The organism is Rahnella sp. CFA14(1/10), from assembly GCF_004195095.1.
Classification (GTDB): Bacteria; Pseudomonadota; Gammaproteobacteria; order Enterobacterales; family Enterobacteriaceae; genus Rahnella; species Rahnella perminowiae.
Map to the genome: position 1 here is coordinate 183,048 of NZ_SEWS01000009.1, position 20,572 is coordinate 203,619.

General features: G+C 43.6%; 17 protein-coding genes. 4 read left to right on the forward strand and 13 right to left on the reverse strand.

Annotated elements, in window-relative coordinates; genetic code table 11:
- Positions 1-3 precede the first annotated feature (3 nt).
- Genes hisA through hisIE form a run of 3 tightly spaced genes read left to right on the forward strand, consistent with a single transcriptional unit; the run spans position 4 to position 2,134 of the window.
- Entirely contained in the window at positions 4-741 is a 738-nt protein-coding gene (gene hisA / locus EVX52_RS18705) for a 1-(5-phosphoribosyl)-5-[(5-phosphoribosylamino)methylideneamino]imidazole-4-carboxamide isomerase (RefSeq protein WP_129952688.1), read from the forward strand.
- On the forward strand, positions 723-1,496 hold the full coding sequence (gene hisF, locus EVX52_RS18710; RefSeq protein WP_015696901.1) for an imidazole glycerol phosphate synthase subunit HisF: 774 nt from the start codon (positions 723-725) through the stop codon (positions 1,494-1,496). Before hisA ends, hisF begins: the two co-directional genes overlap by 19 nt.
- A gap of 23 nt (positions 1,497-1,519) precedes the next feature.
- Positions 1,520-2,134, forward strand: coding sequence for a bifunctional phosphoribosyl-AMP cyclohydrolase/phosphoribosyl-ATP diphosphatase HisIE (gene hisIE, locus EVX52_RS18715; protein ID WP_037038944.1), 615 nt, complete (start codon positions 1,520-1,522; stop codon positions 2,132-2,134).
- A 117-nt stretch (positions 2,135-2,251) separates the two neighbouring features.
- Here hisIE and gndA read toward each other — a convergent pair whose 3' ends face one another.
- The 12 genes from gndA to galU all read right to left on the reverse strand — a co-directional run bounded on the left by gndA (position 2,252) and on the right by galU (position 16,592).
- The gene (gene gndA / locus EVX52_RS18720) at positions 2,252-3,661 is read right to left on the reverse strand and encodes an NADP-dependent phosphogluconate dehydrogenase (protein WP_129952686.1); all 1,410 of its coding nucleotides are present in this window, start codon (positions 3,659-3,661) and stop codon (positions 2,252-2,254) included.
- A gap of 263 nt (positions 3,662-3,924) precedes the next feature.
- Complete coding sequence (locus EVX52_RS18725; RefSeq protein WP_129952685.1) at positions 3,925-5,169, reverse strand: polysaccharide pyruvyl transferase family protein; 1,245 nt, start codon at positions 5,167-5,169, stop codon at positions 3,925-3,927.
- A 19-nt stretch (positions 5,170-5,188) separates the two neighbouring features.
- Complete coding sequence (locus EVX52_RS18730) at positions 5,189-6,331, reverse strand: glycosyltransferase family 4 protein (protein ID WP_129952684.1); 1,143 nt, start codon at positions 6,329-6,331, stop codon at positions 5,189-5,191.
- Between the two features lie 13 nt (positions 6,332-6,344).
- Positions 6,345-7,238, reverse strand: coding sequence for a glycosyltransferase (locus EVX52_RS18735; protein WP_129952683.1), 894 nt, complete (start codon positions 7,236-7,238; stop codon positions 6,345-6,347).
- Positions 7,235-8,389, reverse strand: a complete 1,155-nt coding sequence (gene glf, locus EVX52_RS18740; RefSeq protein ID WP_129952682.1) for a UDP-galactopyranose mutase — start codon at positions 8,387-8,389, stop codon at positions 7,235-7,237. Before glf ends, EVX52_RS18735 begins: the two co-directional genes overlap by 4 nt.
- Positions 8,390-8,402: 13 nt before the next feature.
- Positions 8,403-10,295 (reverse strand): DUF4422 domain-containing protein, encoded by a 1,893-nt coding sequence (locus tag EVX52_RS18745; protein WP_129952681.1) that lies wholly within the window; start codon positions 10,293-10,295, stop codon positions 8,403-8,405.
- Between the two features lie 34 nt (positions 10,296-10,329).
- A complete protein-coding gene (locus EVX52_RS18750) occupies positions 10,330-11,070 on the reverse strand; it encodes an ABC transporter ATP-binding protein (RefSeq protein ID WP_129952680.1) in 741 nt (246 codons plus the stop codon).
- Positions 11,070-11,837, reverse strand: coding sequence for an ABC transporter permease (locus EVX52_RS18755; protein ID WP_129952679.1), 768 nt, complete (start codon positions 11,835-11,837; stop codon positions 11,070-11,072). The genes EVX52_RS18750 and EVX52_RS18755 overlap by 1 nt, the downstream gene beginning before the upstream one ends.
- 105 nt (positions 11,838-11,942) lie before the next feature.
- On the reverse strand, positions 11,943-12,869 hold the full coding sequence (locus tag EVX52_RS18760) for an NAD-dependent epimerase/dehydratase family protein (protein WP_129952678.1): 927 nt from the start codon (positions 12,867-12,869) through the stop codon (positions 11,943-11,945).
- A 405-nt stretch (positions 12,870-13,274) separates the two neighbouring features.
- A complete protein-coding gene (rfbA, locus tag EVX52_RS18765) occupies positions 13,275-14,144 on the reverse strand; it encodes a glucose-1-phosphate thymidylyltransferase RfbA (RefSeq protein ID WP_129952677.1) in 870 nt (289 codons plus the stop codon).
- Positions 14,145-14,164: 20 nt separating this feature from the next.
- Positions 14,165-15,232, reverse strand: coding sequence for a dTDP-glucose 4,6-dehydratase (gene rfbB, locus EVX52_RS18770; protein WP_129952795.1), 1,068 nt, complete (start codon positions 15,230-15,232; stop codon positions 14,165-14,167).
- A gap of 472 nt (positions 15,233-15,704) precedes the next feature.
- Positions 15,705-16,592 (reverse strand): UTP--glucose-1-phosphate uridylyltransferase GalU, encoded by an 888-nt coding sequence (gene galU, locus EVX52_RS18775; protein ID WP_129952676.1) that lies wholly within the window; start codon positions 16,590-16,592, stop codon positions 15,705-15,707.
- Between the two features lie 461 nt (positions 16,593-17,053).
- Between galU and EVX52_RS18780 the strand changes: the two genes are divergently transcribed.
- Positions 17,054-18,643 (forward strand): TerC family protein, encoded by a 1,590-nt coding sequence (locus EVX52_RS18780; RefSeq protein ID WP_129952675.1) that lies wholly within the window; start codon positions 17,054-17,056, stop codon positions 18,641-18,643.
- Positions 18,644-18,721: 78 nt separating this feature from the next.
- Here EVX52_RS18780 and asmA read toward each other — a convergent pair whose 3' ends face one another.
- The gene (gene asmA / locus EVX52_RS18785; protein WP_129991879.1) at positions 18,722-20,572 is read right to left on the reverse strand and encodes an outer membrane assembly protein AsmA; all 1,851 of its coding nucleotides are present in this window, start codon (positions 20,570-20,572) and stop codon (positions 18,722-18,724) included.

Sequence of the window (20,572 nt, forward strand, 5' to 3'; positions counted from 1 at the left end):
AGCATGATTATTCCCGCTTTGGATTTGATCGAAGGCAGTGTGGTGCGTTTGCATCAGGGCGATTACGGGCAGCAACGTGACTACGGTAATGATCCGTTACTGCGCTTACAGGATTATCAGCAGCAAGGCGCACAGGTTCTGCATCTGGTCGATTTAACCGGCGCAAAAGATCCGGCAGCACGTCAGATCCCTTTGCTGACTCAATTACTGGCTGGCGTTTGTGTACCGGTGCAGGTGGGAGGGGGTATCCGTAACGCGCAGGATGTCGAAGCCCTGCTCAAAGCTGGCGCAACCCGCGTGGTGGTAGGTTCAACTGCGGTTAAAGATCCGGCGACCGTACAGGGCTGGTTCAGCCGTTTCGGCGCGGATGCGCTGGTGCTGGCACTGGATGTCCGCATTGATGCCGAAGGCACCAAAAATGTGGCCATCAGCGGCTGGCAGGAAAATTCTAATATCACGCTGGAACAGGTCGTCGGGCAATACCTGCCGTTCGGCCTGAAACATGTGCTGTGCACCGATATTTCCCGTGACGGCACGCTGGCGGGTTCCAATGTGGAACTTTATCGTGAAGTGACCGCACGTTATCCGCAGGTAGCGTTTCAGGCTTCCGGCGGCATCGGTTCGCTGGATGATATCGCAGCATTGCGTGACAGCGGCGTGGAAGGCGTGATTGTCGGGCGTGCATTGCTCGACGGTAAATTTAATGTGACGGAGGCAATTTCATGCTGGCAAAACGGATAATCCCCTGCCTCGACGTTAAAGACGGTCAGGTCGTCAAAGGCGTACAGTTCCGCAACCACGAAATCATCGGCGATATTGTGCCACTCGCGCAACGTTATGCGCAGGAAGGTGCGGACGAACTGGTATTCTACGACATCACCGCCTCAAGCGATGGTCGTGTTGTGGATAAAAGCTGGGTATCGCGCGTGGCGGAAGTCATCGACATCCCCTTCTGTGTGGCGGGCGGTATTAAGAGCCTGGAAGATGCCAGCCAGATTTTGCAGTTCGGCGCGGATAAAATTTCCATAAACTCCCCTGCACTGGCGGATCCGACGCTGATCACCCGCCTTGCCGACCGGTATGGTGTACAGTGTATCGTCGTGGGTATTGATACATGGCACGATGCAGAGACGGGAACCTATCAGGTTCATCAGTTTACCGGCGACGAAGCGCGCACCAAAATCACCACCTGGCAGACCATCGACTGGGTCAAGGAAGTGCAGGAACGCGGCGCAGGTGAGATCGTGCTGAACATGATGAATCAGGATGGCGTGCGCAATGGGTATGATCTCGCGCAACTGAAGATGATCCGCGAAGTGTGCCATGTTCCGCTGATCGCTTCAGGTGGTGCGGGCACTATGCCACACTTCCTCGATGCCTTCCGCGAAGCACAGGTCGACGGCGCACTGGCCGCCTCCGTGTTCCACAAACAAATTATTAATATTGGCGAGCTGAAAAGCTACTTAGCCGAAAATGGCGTGGAGATCCGCTTGTGAGTAATCAGGATGTAAAAACCGGTCTGCTGACCGGTGAACAGATTAGCCAGCTCGACTGGGAAAAAGTGGATAACCTGATGCCAGCCATCATCCAGCACGCAGTGTCGGGTGAAGTGCTGATGCTCGGATATATGAATCAGGAAGCGCTGAGTGTTACGCAATCTTCCGGCAAAGTGACGTTTTATTCACGCACCAAAGAGCGCCTGTGGACCAAAGGCGAAACGTCAGAAAACTACCTGAACGTCGTCAGCATCACCCCTGATTGCGATAACGACACGCTGTTGGTGTTGGTCAATCCAGTTGGCCCGACCTGCCATAAAGGCAATAACAGTTGCTTCCACCCTGCTGAAACCGACTGGGCGTTTTTGTATCAGCTGGAAGAACTTCTGGCATCGCGTAAAACGGCTGATCCGGAAAGCTCGTATACCGCCAAGCTTTACGCCAGCGGCACTAAACGCATCGCACAAAAAGTGGGTGAAGAAGGCGTGGAAACTGCGCTGGCCGCCACCGTCAATGACCGCTTTGAACTGAAAAATGAAGCCTCGGATCTGATTTATCACCTGCTGGTCTTGCTGCAGGATCAGGATCTGAACCTGAGTGCAGTCATTGAGAATCTGCGTCAGCGCCATAAGAAATAACGTCGACGTTCAAAATTAAAGATTCAGACGTAAAAAAGCCGCCTTTGCTGATGCATTGGCGGCTTTTTAGTACTGACGTTACAACACCGGCACGTTTAACACATGCAGGTCAGGCAATTAATCCAACCATTCAGTATGGAATACGCCGTCTTTATCGGTACGTTTGTAAGTATGCGCACCGAAGTAGTCACGCTGTGCCTGGATCAGGTTAGCAGGCAGTACCGCTGAACGGTAGCTGTCGTAGTAGTTGATCGCAGCAGAGAATGTAGGCGTCGGGATACCGTTCTGAACGGCATAAGACACGACATCACGCAGCGCTTGCTGATATTCATCAGCGATATTTTTGAAGTACGGTGCCAGCAACAGGTTAGCGATAGAGGCATTTTCAGCATACGCATCGGTAATTTTCTGCAGGAACTGTGCGCGGATGATACAACCAGCACGGAAGATCTTGGCGATCTCACCGTAGTTCAGATCCCAGTTGTTCTCGTCTGACGCAGCTTTGAGCTGTGAGAAACCTTGCGCATAAGAAACAAGCTTGCCCAGATACAGAGCGCGACGCACTTTCTCGATGAACTCAGCTTTATCACCGGAGAAGGCTTTCACCGCCGGGCCGGACAATACTTTAGAAGCCGCAACACGCTGGTCTTTCAGGGAAGACAGGTAACGGGCAAACACGGACTCCGTGATCAGGGTCAGTGGCTCGCCCAGATCCAGTGAGCTTTGGCTGGTCCATTTACCGGTACCTTTGTTTGCTGCTTCGTCCAGAATCACATCAACCAGATATTTACCGTCTTCGTCTTTCTTGGTGAAGATATCTTTGGTGATGTCGATCAGGTAGCTGCTCAGCTCGCCTTTGTTCCAGTCAGCGAAGGTGGTAGCCAGCTCTTCATTGCTCAGATTCAGCGACTGTTTCAAAAGGGAATAGGCTTCGGCGATCAACTGCATGTCACCATATTCGATACCGTTATGAACCATCTTGACGTAGTGACCCGCACCGTCTGCACCGATGTAAGCTACGCAGGCATCGCCATCTTCAGCACGCGCTGCAATCTTCTCAAGAATAGGTGCAACCAGCGCGTAGGCTTCTTTCTGACCGCCAGGCATGATAGACGGGCCTTTCAGTGCCCCCTCTTCGCCACCGGAAACACCGGTACCGATGAAGTTGAAACCTTGCTCGGATAATTCGCGGTTACGACGAATGGTGTCTTTGTAATAGGTGTTACCGCCATCGATCAGGATGTCGCCTTTATCCAGATGCGGAGTCAGGGATGCGATGGTTTTATCAGTTGCTTCACCGGCTTTCACCATCAGCAAGATACGACGAGGTTTTTCCAGCGAGTCAACAAACTCTTCGACGGTGTAGTGCGGAACCAGATTTTTACCCGGATTTTCAGCGATGACTTCATCAGTCTTGTCGCCTGAGCGGTTAAAAATGGAAACGGAATAACCACGGCTTTCAATGTTAAGCGCGAGGTTACGGCCCATGACCGCCATACCGACAACGCCGATCTGTTGTTTGGACATTAGCAACTCCTGTCTGAAATAGTTGATCGCCCAGTTTTTAGTCTAAACCCCTGTAAACAGTGAGTTTAACTGCACTGAGCCATACAAATGAACACAAGCATTGTACATGAGAATGGCGAAGGGTGAACCTATTGCAGCCATAACAATATTCTGATCGCACATGCCAGCCCTTGTCTGCTTCGCCTTCTCAGAGGCCGGGTTTACTTTACCGGTAACATCTCAGGAATGCAGGTAAAAAAGAGCTTTTACAGGCAATCAAGAGCTCAGATGCTTATCGCCGCTGAGTCCTGCTCATCAGAGGATGCATACAGCCTGTCCGCCAGCATTTTTTTCTCACGATTAACGCGTCCGAAATCAATCAGGAACGCAGGACCGTGATTTTCAAAAAAAGAGTCAAGATTTAACGATTCTTCCCCCAGCTTTAAAAAAGACCAGTCAGTCACATACTTCAGACTATCGAATTTATTTTTATAATATTCCGACCAATAAAAGGACGTGCCTGACAATCCAACACTGGAAACGATAAGTTGAAAATGGAACCGGGTAGACAGGAAGAAATCTTTCATGGAAAACTGCAAGCCATGTTTCCAAATCGTTTCAAAAAAGACCATTTCTATGCTGGGGAACTTTTGTTTAAGTCTCTTATAGAAATAGCCATCGGAGCCAGGTCTGAACTCATAAAAACGTATCAATGAATCTGGAAACTTTTGAATAAAAGCACCTATTGCCGCTTCAACCTGCTCCATAAAACGTATTTCATTTTCGTCACCTTCAGAAAATTCATTATGAAGGCATAACCGGAGTACAGGATTGTCTCTTTCGACTAAACTCACAACGTCAGAGAATGGAAAACAAAAATAATCATCACCAATAAATGAGATTTTGCCTGGAAGGTATTTTTCTAAAACGTGATAACTGGCATGGTCTCTGACATCAAAGCAGAAATAATCTTTAATAAATTGAGAAAGATAGGCAGCTTTCTCATCCGACAGCGGCTGCAAACCCAGACCTGTTGCATAGGTTAAGGCATTATGCTTTTTACCAAAATATGAGACCAGTTCGATCAACCGAAGATTAGCCGCCCACAATTCATTAATATATCCTCCGCCCAATAAATGAATGCTGTCAGTCTCTTCAAAAATTTCACTCATTAAGCGTTCACGCATTGGCAGAAGAAAAGTATCAGAAAATTTGGTTTCGATACTCCCCTCTTCTCCAAGCGCCTGAGCCAGTTGCCATAAATAATTGACGCATTTAACGTCCTGATACAATGTTGCGGCCACTAAGGGATCCACGGCATCGAGATAGATTGTTGCCTGAGGGTATCGCAGTTTAATGTGATTAATCCACCCCCGGGTGAGCATATCATCACCATAATTAGGCATACCCGATGCGGAAATAAGATAGAATGTTTTTGGCGGAAGTAGGTTATGAACGGGTGTAGTTATTGGCAGAGGTTCAATAGCATCTACTTTTTTATTTTTGGAAAACAGACCAAAAGAAATCATATTAAAATCCTTGTGCATATCATTCAGCTTTATTCTTCAATAAATAACCATAAAGATTAACGGTATCTTTTGTAATTATTGTAGAACAAAATTTCCCTTCTATCAGTTTTCGCCCATTCTCCCCCATTCTGCCTCTCACATCCGCATTTATGACTAAATGCTTTAAACACCCGGCCAGAGCGTTAATATCGCCTTTGTCAATAATAAATCCGTTTACATCGTTTTCAATCAGACTGCTGCAACCACCGACATTATATGAAATTATAGCGCGTCCGACAGAACTTGCCTCCAAAAGAATACGCGGTATTCCTTCAGGATAAACAGAGGGAAGTGCAACAATATTAGCGTCTTTAATCAACTCTTTCATATCGTCACATTTCCCAAGCCAGTTTATCTCTCCTTTGTTATGCGCCTCTTCAAGAAAACCAAGGGGGATAGCATCAGGATCATTGGGCGTGGGTATTCCGGCAACATTGAGAGTGAATTCAACGCCCTCGAGATGGAGGCTATTTTTTACATTAATAAGGTCAGTAAGTCCTTTGCTCCATAATAATCTGCTTGCAAATAAAACCACCGGAATTTCCCTTAAAGGTTCCTTTGAGTAGGGAAAGTCAATGATATTTATACCTGCACCATCTATAACTACCGTTCTGTCTTCATCTACTTTCAATGAATGTAGAATACAACGCCTGTCACTTTGATGCTCAAAGGTCAGCAAAGATTTTTTATTCGAAAAGATAAAATTATAAAGAGGTATGATGAGCCGTTTCAGGAGAGAAAATTTAAGCTTCTTCTCTGTAAATACCCGGCCAAGCCCGACAAAGCTTATGACAATATTTTTCGAAAAAATCTTTGCATACAACCCGCCAATCAAACATGGCTTAATAGTTATGCAATGTAAAACATCAGCATTGATGGATTTTATCAATTTTGTTGTATTTACTAATTCACAAGCAAATTTTAATGGGTTAACGGACTGAGCAGAAATTGATGAGTTATGACAAATAAACCCCATCTTAGTAAGTTTAGTCACTAATGACTGATCGACAAAATTAGTTATAATATGAATTTGATAGCCAACTTCTTGTGCATATGAAGCTCGCTCAAGCCAGTGCAAATCGAAATACCAATCAGAATTTATAAAGTAACATATTTTTCTCATCTCTCATTTACCATCAATGGCGCTTACCAGACCTAAAGAAGACACCATCAATTACGCCTCTTATGATATATTTAAGATAAAGATATTTATTATCTTGTTTAGATACATTTAAAAAAGCTTTTATAATTCGCAACACTATTCCGACTACCGAATATGGCCCGTTGGATTTGAAAAATTTTTTAGCAAGGATAAGGTTACGAATAAGATAATAAACCTTCCAAACAGGGGTGATTGAGTCCCCGGTAATACTAATATCATGTGTGAAGATTAATTTTGGTACATAGAGAAACTTATGGCCATTAAGAACCAGATGATGAGAAAAATAAACATCATCATAATACAAGAAAAGATCATCGTGTATATATTGCGATGCAGAACTCAAAACATCAGCACGAATTACCGTACCTACAAAAGAAAGAGTTACACATGGCTCAACTCTCTCATTATCAGGGATATAGTCTTTTGCATTGAGAAAATATTTAATATTGTCTAACAACGTTTTTGGTAATTTGACAAACGGCATATTCATTTTGCAATTAATGCCATGAGTATCAATGACCCGACAACTTAGCGCCGATGTGTCATCAAGCATGATCTCGCCAAAATTATGAAGCAAATCAGGAGCCGGATAGGCATCGTCGTCATACATAAACACCCATTCGGTGTTTATATGAGCACCAATATACTCAGCCCCTGCTCTAAAACCACCGGCACCGCCGGTGTTTTTAGTCAAAGATAAAACGGTCAACCGGGGTTCTTCAATACTTGCAAGCCAGGAAGCCGTGTCATCCGTTGAACAGTTATTGACTATAACAATATTGTCGAAAGGCAGCATCGAAGTGGATAGCCAACATTTTTTCAACTTATCAAGCCGATTAAAAGTGACAATTAATGCTGTCGTATTCATCTAACATCAACCGTGAATACAGGCATAGCATCTGATTCATTGATACATTTCAGATATACTTCGGCAGTTTTCAGGGCTTCCGCAATCGTAACATCCATATCCAGATATCGATAAGTCCCTAAGCGACCAACAAAAGTAATATTTTTTTCCGCTTTAGCAAGGGTTAAATATTTGTCCAGCAGAGCCATTTCACCAACCTGGCGGATTGGATAATAAGGGATATCCTCTGGCTCACAACTGCGACTGTATTCCTTATAACAAACCGATCCTTCATGCGACTCCCAAGGGGAGAAATATTTATGCTCGGTTATGCGGGTATAAGGAACATTTTGTTCACAGTAGTTCATCACCGCACATCCTTGATAATCGCCGTTAAAGGTGAATTTCTCAAAATCTAATGTGCGATAACCTAACCGGCCAAATTGATATTGATAGAATGCGTCTAAAGGACCACTATAAAAAACATGATCATAACTGGCCCTTTCATCGAAATTAAATTCGGTTCCTAGCTCCACAGTTATGTTCGGATGCTCAGCCATATTCTTAACCATCTCGGTATACCCGTCTTTGGGCATTCCCTGGTATTTATGGTTAAAATAATTATCATCGTAATTAAATCGTATCGGTAATCTTTTTAAGATCGATGCCGGAAGCTCTGCCGGAGACATTCCCCATTGTTTAATGGTATAGCCTTTGAAAAAAGCTTCATACAACTCTTTCCCAACGAACCTTAATGCCTGTTCTTCGAAGGTTTGAGGATCTGTTATAGAGCTATCTCCCTTTTCCTCAATCAATGCGCGCGCTTCGTTTGGAGAACATGTTTTGCCAAAAAACTGGTTTATGGTATGGAGATTGATAGGTAATGAATACACCTTACCATTATATGTTGCTTTAACCCGGTTGACATAGGGCATCATCACGGAATATTTCTGAATAAATTCCCATACGGATTGGTTATCTGTATGAAATATATGAGGTCCGTAGGTATGCACCATGACCTGAGTATCCTCATCACGAGCATCAAAGCAATTTCCTGCAATATGAGGTCTTTTATCAATAATTCGAACTTTATGACCTTGTTCAGCAAGTTGTCGCCCGATAACGACGCCAGAAAAACCAGCACCTACAATGAGAATATTTTTCTTAGTCATAATTTATACCTTATTAACCTATAACGACACGACGAAATTTATAATAACATTTTGCAATCACAGATCTTCGCTTTGAACCCGCAGGGGCAAAGCGATTAACGTACGGCATTAATTTATTTTTAATTCTTGTTTGTAATAACACCGGTTGCAACGCGATGGCCGTCGACTGGCCAGGATTTTCAGCTTCAATCAGGCGGTCATAGACTTCTTTTTCCCAAGGCGTACCTTGAATATTTTTTATGAAATTGTCATAAAAGTCGACTTTATCTGTATTCCAGGGTTTATTTTCACCCGCAAAGTGAATCATTTTAGGATTACGTCGTGCGCTAAGAAATCTCATATACGTAGAGAACTTCAGGTTAGGATAAAATACGTCTGTATGACCATTACCATGGTAAACATTCCATTCCATGGGCAAGAAGTGAACACGGCCATAAAAGACTTTGTTCATTATATCCTGGTCAAGGAACCAGTAGCTTTGCCCTTTCATGGCTGCCATCAATTTTTCGAAAATACTCTCTTTGTTCATTTGATCGATATTGAAGACAATGATTCCTCCCTGGAAATAATTATCAGTATCGGCCATTCCCAGTCTGGTTTTAAGATATTCCTCTGCCGTCTGGACACCCGCGTCTGAACGCGCAATATTACCAAATTTAACAAACCCCTCCATGACAATATCTTGTACGGCAGCAACCAGATTATCACCTAACGGTGTTTCGATGAGTTCAGCGAGATCACTCTCAACTACTGTGTCGGTATCAATGAAAAGTACTTTTTCAAAGTCTGTAAACAGTTTTGGGATGAAAAGCCTGGAATAAGTAGCAGCCGTAAAAGGTGGTCTGATATAAGCATCTTTAATTTCCTTAAATGCATTTATATCGAAATAGCGGACGTTCATATTAGCAGTATGCGTCACCAGATTTTTGACACGTTCTTTATTACGCTGGCTGAGTCCATTATCAAGTATGACAATGTCATAGTTATGATTTGAACTTGAATTCTGAACAATGGAATTAACTAGCGCACCAAGACTCATCGCATAGTTATCATCTGAGCAAATAACTATAGGGATATTTCTCTCACTATAATATGGGCCCAACTTGCCATTAAATGTTTCATTCTTAATAAATGTTCTTTGTACTTCTTTAATACGAAGATTTTCACTTTCTAATTTGAAAATTATAAAGATATTGAACAAACGCTCAGAAATATGTCCGATGACTCTTTTTTCTTGGGCAGAGTAATTTTCGAATGCGATTTCATCTTCAAGTTCATCTAATATACCAAAAAGCCAGGCTGAATACTCGTCGAACAATGGCTTCTTCATGACATACATATTAGTATAATAACCATCAACTGCTGTATTAAAGTGTTTAACAGCTGAAGAATACTCAGGGTGTTGTCTTAGAAGGACATCAATGGCTGTCTGATAATCTTTTATATGTAAGTGTTCTGAAACTTTATAATGGTGATAATTATTATTGCTACCCGCTGATTTTACTGACCATTTGCATGGAACGATGAGGTCTGTGTTTTCTAATAATTTTAATATCTGTTTCTCATTTAAACCAAACTCATCTTGATACCCGGCATTGATTTCATCACAATTCACCATTCCCCAGTTATCTTCTGGCTTTTGTTGATCATCAGAAAAATTAAAATGTCTGCGATAATGCATAAAACCAACATAATCTGTAGGTATTGCATTTTTCCATACCCAATAATGGGCTGTAAGTTCACAGTAGAACGGGTTTTTATATGATATATTATCGCCAGTATCATCACCGTCGCAACAAATAACATTAAGTGAATTGGCTTTTCCTACATGTATAGGCTTTATCACCGATGAATCGAGAAACGCACTCGGTTTATGGTGACAAGTATAGATTGATACAGTTTTCATCCTTTATTCCATCACAATAATTAAATATATAATATCAGGCCATTACTGCCTGATAAGCAGCAATGACATCAGCAGAGTTACCCATTTGCCTAAGCTTATGATCTTCAATCCATATAACGCGATCACATACCTTGGATACATCTGCCAGGTTGTGACTAACAAAAAGAATGGTTACACCTTTAGCTTTAAAGTCATTAATCGTTGCCAGGCATTTTCTTTGGAATGAAATATCCCCCACAGCGAGAACTTCATCGATTATGAGTATATCAGGATCAACTTGCGTGATTACTGAAAAACCTAATTTTGCCAGCATACCGCTTGAGTAAACACGAATAGGTTCATCGATAAAATCGCCTAATTCTGAGAACTCAATAATTTTGTCCATTCGCTGCTTAAGCTCTTTTCGACGCAATCCAAGCAGTGTTGCATTCAGGCGGATATTTTCACGTCCGGTTAATTCAGGATGAAAACCACCGCCTAATTCTAACATTGAGGCGACTCTGCCCGTGACACTGACCGTCCCGGATGAGGGTTTCATCACACCTGCAACCAGTCCCAGTGAGGTACTCTTACCTGCGCCATTACGGCCAATCAGTGCAACTGATTCGCCTTTCTCAATGACAAAATTAATATCTTCGATGGCCAGATAACTTCTGCCACTAAGCAGACTTAGCGCTCTGCGAGGATTAAATATTAATTCTTTTATACCTGAGCCTATATGATGATAAAGGGGGTATCTTTTAGTTACATTCTTGAACTCAATGACAACGCTCATTATAGAATCTCTGCAAAACGATATTTTAATTTATTAAAAATACTACTGCCGATTATAAGCATCACTATTCCATAGCCGTACAGAGTGGCTATATCAGTATAATTAACCGTATTATTCATAAATAAATCACGCCAACTGATAATCATATTAGCCAAAGGATTGTAGTCAATAAGCCAGCGGTATTTTTGGGGTATCATATCTGAAGAGTATAATATTGGCGTGCAATAAAAGAGTAACATAATACCAAGCGTTATGAAACGTTCCAGATCACGGAAAAACAAATTGAGTGTAGATAAAGTTAGCGCCACACCCAGCATAAGAATAATCTGCGCGAAACCGATCAGCGGAATTCCCCAGATCCAATCCCAGGACGGGCGCATATCATAAACGTAAAGAAAAATAATAATAACAGGAATGGTACAAATGAAATGTAAGCATTCCATTAGTACATTACTCATGGGGATTACAGAACGCGGAAAAACAGTCTTCTTTATTATCTGTGCATTAGCCAAAAAAGAAAATAATGAATTAGACGTTGAACTTGCAAACCATTGCCATGGGAAAAGCCCGGTAATAATAAAAACGGTATAGTTGGGTATTTGAACTCTCATTATTAACTTAAAGATAAAGTAATATATCATGGCAAACAACAGGGGATTAGCAATCGACCATAAGTAGCCAAAGAAACTACTTTTGTATCTTACCTTTAGCTCTTTTTCAGTAATTACTGTCGCTAAATCAAACAAATAACCTAAACTGTACTTCATACACTTCTCTATATAGATTAATTCTTATTGAAAACCATTTCACTTACAACAAATTTCATTTTCTTGATAGTGAAATTCCAATGGTAATTTCGACTTTTAATCGAATTAAGCTTTTTCTTTATCTGTGACGGAGAGAACATATTTATACATATCATGCATCCCGGCCTCAACAGATATAAAACTCGACTTATTGATGGCTTTTTTTAATTTATTTATATCTAAAATATTGTAAGGAACATCCCCTGACTTTCTCTCGTGATAATTTATTTCAATTTTATTTTTTGCTATTATCTGAGCATATTTCAGAATATCTTCAATACTTGTTCCTATACCGGAACCTACATTATAAATTTCATTCCAGTTTTGACAGTGCATCAACTTATCGACTACTTCGCAAAAATCATCTATATGGATATAATCTTTACACGTGCTGGTGTTCCCATAGATATCCATAGATTGACCAATAATGGCATTTCTTAATGCAACACCAATAATTCTCTCAATTTTCTGATATTTACCGTAAACATTTGCCGGGCGTAAGATAAGGAATTTAAATTCCGGATCCAGTCTTGAAGCGAACTCCAGGTAATGCTCACATGATTCTTTCATCCAGCCGTAGAAACTGACAGGGGATATATCATGCGTTTCTTTAATCGGGGCATCGGCTACGCCATAAATAGAACCACCCGAGGATATATAGATAAGTTTTTTAACAGCGTGCGTTTTCATAACGCTTATCAGGTCAATAAATGCAGAGAGATTAGTGGCTAATACCTCTTGTGATGATCCTAATTTGTCCATTGCTGTAAAACTTGTTAATGAATGTACAACCATATCTATTTTATAATCAGTAAATATTTCATTTAATATGGTTGTATTTTTGCAGTCACCACATATATTAATCAGATTTGGATGACTGATCTGTGATGGAGAACGGCTAAAGTTAATAACTTTAAAATCTCTCTCACAAAAGTATTCGCTCAAATTAGTACCAATAAAACCTGAGCCGCCTACAATTAAAATTGTTTTCATATATTACTCGTTTGAAATTTAGTTACTCAACTAATCAAATTTTATTGCTTATCAATTATCGCCTAATCATGCTTCGATCTAAAAAATATTCATATCTGCGAGTATGGTGATAAAAATGTCATCGTAGTTTCAGGGTAAAAATTTATACCCTTTACGCACGCTACCGCCCTTGGCTCAACAGCTACCAATGCACTGGACAATATTTTTTATTTTAACATTTACCTAAAAAATCATTCATTATGGTTTCTTATGTAAATGTTAAGCGACACTGCGGACTATATAAACAGCGTGGAGTGAAACTCTGTCTCAACTTGAATTTCAGTCCAAATTACTGGCAGTCTTTTTAAACAAAGAGTTAGGAGTTACGCTTAAATTGAGAATAACTCCTAATAAAAAACTGACGACTCAGTCCTCGATTAAAAGATTAGCAAGGTACTGACCATACGGGGTTTTACTCATGGATTTTGCTTGCGATTCAACCTGGTCTCGTGTTATCCATCCTTTCCGGTAGGCAATTTCTTCCAGACACGCAACTTTCAATCCCTGACGTTTTTCGATGGTATGGATGAACTGAGAAGCTTCGATCAGGCTATCGTGAGTCCCGGTATCTAACCATGCAAAGCCGCGACCGAGTAATTCCACTTTTAGTTTGCCGTTCTTCAGATACATCTCATTTAATGTGGTAATTTCCAGTTCGCCGCGTTCTGAAGGTTTGACCTGTTTAGCCATTTCAACGATATCGTTATCATAAAAATAAAGCCCGGTTACCGCCCATTGTGATTTAGGTTTAGCTGGTTTTTCTTCGATAGATAACGCGTTGAAATCCTTATCAAATTGAACAACACCGAAACGCTCTGGATCTAAAACCTGATAACCAAAAACAGTTGCACCGCTTTCTCTTGCAGCAACATCTTCTAATTTCTTGCCGAAACCCTGTCCGAAATAGATATTATCACCTAATACCAATGCGCACCTTTCACCATCAATGAAATCCTCACCGATAATGAATGCCTGCGCCAAGCCGTCTGGTGAGGGCTGTTCTGCATATTCTAACTTGATGCCAAACTGAGAACCATCACCCAGTAATCGCTTAAATGAAGGCAGATCTTCCGGTGTGGAGATGAGCAAAATTTCATTAATGCCTGCCAGCATCAGTACGGATAACGGATAATAAATCATCGGCTTATCATAAACAGGCAGTAACTGTTTAGATACCCCTAGAGTGATTGGGTGAAGCCTTGTACCTGAACCACCAGCCAGAACAATACCTTTCATTAACTCACAACCTCTTCTATTTAGTCTTTCAAACCTAACCGCTCACCTGCATAAGATCCATCCTGAACACGTTTCCACCACGTTTCGTTTTCAAGATACCATTTCACTGTTTTCAAAATTCCACTTTCGAAAGTCTCAACAGGTTTCCAGCCAAGTTCACGTTCAATTTTACTGGCATCGATAGCATAACGCATGTCATGACCCGGGCGGTCTTTGACAAAGGTGATCAACTGCTTGAAATGAGTTATCCCTGCAGGCTTATTAGGTAACAATTGGTCAAGGATCTCGCAAATGGTCGTGACGACATCGATATTTTTGCGTTCATTGTGCCCGCCAATGTTATACGTCTCTCCAATAACACCTTGCGTAACAACCCGATAAAGCGCCCGTGCATGATCTTCGACATATAACCAGTCACGGATTTGAGCACCGTCACCGTAAACAGGAAGAGGTTTACCCGCGAGTGCATTAAGAATAACGAGCGGGATCAGTTTCTCAGGAAAATGAAATGGTCCGTAGTTATTTGAGCAATTTGTTACCAGGGTCGGGAGACCATAGGTGCGGTTCCATGCACGGACAAGATGATCACTTGCTGCTTTTGATGCTGAGTACGGGCTGCTTGGCGCATAGGCCGTGGTCTCTGTGAAAAGCTCATCCGTTCCATGCAGATCACCATAAACTTCATCGGTAGAAATATGATGAAACCGGAACAGACTTTTCTTCTCATCATCTAATCCCGCCCAATAGTGTCGGGAGGCTTCTAAGAGAGTGTAAGTACCGATGATATTGGTATCAATGAAAGCTGAAGGCCCGTCAATTGAGCGATCGACATGGCTTTCTGCAGCCAGATGCATAACAGCATCTGGCTTAAACTCAGCAAAGATGTCATCAAGAGAAGAACGATCACAAATGTTCGTAAGAGAAAAACGGTAGCGAGGGTCATTTTCGACGAGCTTCAGGGACTCTAAATTGCCTGCATACGTCAGACTATCAACCACGAGCACATTGTCGTTTGTTTCAGAAATGATGTGACGTACTACCGCAGAACCGATGAAACCCGCGCCGCCAGTTATCAGTATATTCATTATAAAAGGTCTCACGTGATTAATTTTACACTTGCACCAGCAATTTTTGCATGACCAATCTGAAGGTCTTCGTGCTTTCACAATAAAATGTTAAATTTTATGGAAATCGTAATAAAGGCCAGGCTTCCACTAAACATTTAATACTGTGTAAATAGCCATAAGAGCCGACATTCAACTCCCTATAATATCATACGCTTTAGGGTATAAACCTCTAAGTTTAGCCTTCCGCCTGACTTACCCGAGCAATGACTCATTTTTTAATCAAAATTAATACCGCCCGTGATCTAAAAATCACCGTAAGGGCGACTTTATCTTTTGAAAATCCAACGTAACTTTGGTAATCAATTAATATAAGGGGTCAGATATGAGGACTACAGCGGATTAGTCTCACTTTCGTGCACTGAGACAGGTCTGGTAGCTTTCTCTTAACAAAAAAAAAGCACCGAATTAATCGGTGCTTTTATAAGCCTGTTAACTATTTTTCGGTAAACTCTTTCAACCATGTGTTGAACGCTTCGCCCTGCGTGTTGTGGCGAATACCGTACTCAACAAACGCCTTCATATAACCGAGTTTATCACCACAGTCATGTGAACGGCCGGTCATTGAGAAGGCTTCAACAGTATGTTTTTTCATCAGCATGGCGATAGCATCCGTCAGCTGGATTTCATTACCTGCACCGTACGGGGTAACTGCCAGCAGTGGCCAGATAGCTTCCGACAGCACATAGCGCCCCACCACCGCGAGGTTTGATGGCGCGTCTTTCAGATCAGGTTTTTCAACGATGGCCGTCATCGGCGCACTTTCGCCCGGCTCTACTTCTACGCCATTGCAGTTGACAATACCGTACTTGGAAACGTCTTTTTCCGGGACTTCTTCAACCATGACCTGGCTGTTACCTGTTTCCTGGAAACGGCGAAGCATCGCAGCAAGGTTGTCTTTACGCAGATCACTGGTGGAATCATCCATCAGCACGTCCGGCAGAATAACCGCGAAAGGAGAATTACCAATCAGAGGTTTTGCACACAAAACCGCATGTCCGAGGCCTTTTGATTGCCCCTGACGTACGTTCATGATTGTCACGCCTTTAGGGCAGATAGACTGCACTTCTTCCAGAAGCTGACGTTTTACACGAGATTCAAGCATGCTTTCCAGTTCGAAAGAGGTATCGAAGTGGTTTTCGATCGCGTTTTTCGAAGAGTGCGTGACCAGAATGATTTCTTTGATGCCCGCCGCAGCACATTCATTAACGATGTACTGGATCAAAGGCTTATCGACGATAGGCAGCATTTCTTTTGGGATAGCTTTCGTCGCTGGCAACATACGTGTGCCCAGACCGGCAACAGGGATAACAGCTTTTAACATTGTAAAGGATACTCCTTGAAACCTATGGTATGTAAATTCAGTCAGTCAGCATCCAAACGCGTCAGGGATTTCTCTGAACTGAAATAGTTAAATTGATTTAAATTTCCAATCCGTTAATTCTTTCACAAGTATAGTCTCTGTTATTTGGTTTAGGGAGACCATACTCATGATTTTAGGACTCAAACACGATTATGTTAATTCGATTACAATACCAGTAAGCCGCACCAAACGGTAAGCTAAACACTTATTTTTAGGAATGTTGTACCTGTTCGGCGATTTAGTAATCATATCTTGCTGCTTTCCAAAACAGTCCTGCCGACTTTTTTCTCACCTCTTATTCTTCATCCCTCCTGATCCTTACAGACTGGCCTAGCTCCCTGTTTTAAATTTGAAATTTATGGCACTGACGCCCATTATTCAACGTGCGACAGCCGTCGTGTAACCAAAGGTGAAAACGCAATATGGAATGGATCGCCGATCCCTCGATTTGGGCCGGGCTTGCAACCCTGGTAGTTCTCGAAATTGTCCTGGGGATAGACAATCTCATTTTCATTGCCATCCTGGCCGATAAACTTCCGCGTCATCAACGTGATAAAGCTCGCATTACGGGCCTTTTACTGGCGCTCATCATGCGGCTTCTGCTGCTGGCTTCAATATCCTGGTTATCTACACTGACCCGCCCTCTTCTCAGCGTGCTCGGACATCCTTTCAGCGCCCGCGATATGATTATGCTCGCGGGGGGTATATTCCTGTTGTTCAAGGCAACAATGGAGCTTAATGAGCGGCTCGAAGGCAAAGATGAGGAACAAAGCCATCAGCAACGTGGCGCTAAATTCTGGCCGGTCGTGGCTCAAATTGTGGTACTGGATGCGGTTTTTTCACTCGACTCGGTGATTACCGCCGTCGGAATGGTTGAACATCTGGCGGTCATGATGGCGGCGGTGTGTATTGCTATTGGCCTGATGCTGTTAGCCAGTAAGCCACTGACACGTTTCGTCAATGCGCACCCGACTATCGTCATCTTATGTCTCAGCTTCCTGCTGATGATCGGCTTCAGCCTGGTTGCCGAAGGTTTTGGCTATGTTATTCCGAAAGGCTATTTGTATGCCGCGATCGGTTTCTCCGTGATCATTGAAGGGCTGAACCAGCTCGCACAGTTTAACCGCAAACGCTTTTTATCCTCACGGCGCTCGCTGCGTGAACGTACCGCAGAAACCGTACTGCGCGTCTTGCGTGGTAAACATGAAGAAGCTGAACTTGATACACACTCTTCGAACATGATTGCTGACAGCGCTGATGATGAGGATGCGATTTTTAACCAGCAGGAACGTCACATGATTGAACGTGTGCTGGGGCTGGGTCAGCGCACCGTCAGCAGCGTGATGACCTCTCGTCATGATGTTGATAATCTTGAACTTAATGACCCGGTTGACGTGCTGACACTGCAAATCGCTGCTAACCAGCACACCCGTATGCTGGTTACCGAAGACAGTTCGACCGATGAACCGCTGGGCGTTGTACACGTGGTTGATCTGCTCAGGCAACAGTTACTGCAAAATGAACTGGATCTTAAGGCACTGATCCGCCAGCCCCTGATCTTCCCGGAGCAACTTTCTCTGCTGATGGCCCTCGAACAATTCCGCAAGGCAAAAACACATTTTGCTTTCGTCGTCGATGAATTCGGTTCTGTCGAAGGGATCGTGACCCTGACGGATGTGATGGAAACTATTGCCGGTAACCTGCCTGAGTCTGACGAAACGCCTGATGCACGACATGATATCCGGCAGCAGCAGGACGGAAGCTGGATAGCCAACGGCTACATGTCGCTTGACGATCTGGTGATGTATATCTCCCTGCCGGTGGATGAAAAAAGGGAATATCACACGCTGGCTGGCTTGCTGATGGAATATACCCAAAGCATCCCGCAGGTGGGCGCACAGATACACATTAATGGCTATCTGTTTGAACCTTTAGAAGTCAGTAGTCACCGCATTCTAAAAGTAAAGATTACGCCGCCTGAAACCGCCTCGGAAGACGATTATGAAGTCTGAAACCCCTACCCTATAAAAACGGGGTGCCGGCACAGGCACCCCGTTTTTTTATACTCAGAATACGCTTAGAGGAAGAGATTATTTGTTTAAAAATTTCTCAACATCGCCTTTTTCTTTACTGTCCTTGCGTTTATCGGCCCAGTTTTGAATGGCGCTGCGAGCGCTTTGTTCAAGCGTACGCCTCAGTATCTGATCCACCTGTAACTGATATCCCATCTGAGCCCAGGGTCCGTAAACCCGCAACGGGATATCTGTCGTTTTCAGGGTATTGATCAAATTGCTGTCACCTTTCCAGCCACCGGTAACACGAATCAGCAAGTTCATATCCACCTTTTGATTCGACATATCGATTGTTCCGTCACCTTTCCCGGACACCATGGGCGACTGGCCTTCAAGGTTACTCAGGGTCAGTGTCCCTCCGGCCAGATGTCCCTGTGCTTTCAGCGTATCGATCTGACTATAGTGTTCATACTTTTCCAGCCCCTGAACATTACTGGTATTACGGCTGACTGCCTGTTGGATAAGCTGCTGAATATTAAGGCCATTCAGACGCGCATTATCCATTGAAAGTTGCCCGTCGCCTTGCCAGCGGCGTGCGAAATCGGCGGCCGATAGCCCCTCTCCGCTCACATCGCCCTGCATCGAGAAGCTGCCGGTCAGGACTTTCGGTAACCCGTAAGCCGCCAGAAAATCGCCCAGTTCAATGCTATTCACATCCGGTGTCAGATGAACATGAATTTTATTCCCTGTGACATCCACAGTGCCAGGCAGAGAAAAGTGCCCGGCCCCCATGTTGCCGCTTAATGCCGGCAAAGAAATCTTGCCCTGCTGATTGACCGCATTCAGTGCAAGGTTCTGGATTTTCATCCCGCGATAGGTGAGATCCGCCACCTTCAGCGCCAGCGTGGCATTGAAGGTTTGCAAATTATTCAGTCCGTTGGGTTGTTCATCCACATCACGGGCAATAACGGGGGCGGAGGTAACAGACTGCGCCGTTTGCGATGCGGGCTCATCAGTCTTAGGCTGCCAGCCTGTCAGTGCATCAAGATCAAGTTTATTGGCGTTTAAATTCAGTTGGTAATCCGCCCGTTCACCCAGCTTCGCGGTGGCCGTACCGGAAATCTGATTATCATTGGCGGTCAGCGCCAGCTGATTCAGCGTCACCAAATTATTATCCCGCTGGTAGCTGGCCTGCATCGAGCCGTTTCCCTGAAGACCTTTCACCGGAATATCGGCACCGCTGAGCTGATAAGTGAATTTGCTGATGTTGGCAGAGACAGCCTGCGGATAGTGCTGCATATCCAGTTCAGCCTTCATCGTGAAAGACAGATCGCGCTGATCGCGGTTTATGCGGCTTGAAAGCTGGATGGTAGCCTGACGGTTGTCATTCTTTTCCATTTCCAGATTGATATCGCGCACGTTGATCTGCTCGTCATCACCACGCTGCCAGATGAGTAAACTGTCAGCCACACTGATTTTATCGAGATCAAATTTCCAGCCTGCTTCCAGTTCAGAGGCCGCTGGGGCAACAGGCGTTGGCGTAGAAGGTGCCACCGGCGCATCAGGCTGATTTTCTTCCGTTTCCGGTGTTAAACGAATAACAGCGTTTTTCAGCAGAACCTGCTTCACCGCAAGCTGATGAGAAAGAAGAGGCCAGAGTTTGACATCCAGCCGCATATTTTCCGCACTGACCACCGGGACTTTAGCACCCGGTGCGGTCACAGATGTCTGACCGGCAATGATGCTAAGCTGCGGCCAGACATGCCACCGCAGTGAACCGTTGATGGCCAGCTGATAGCCGCTTTTCATCTCGACCCTTTCCACCATGTACTGGCGGAAATCGTTCGGGTTAATCAGGAATACCAGCGAAGTCATGCCGGCAATGATAACCACCAGTAAGATCACCAGTGTTGTCAGTAGTCTTCTCAT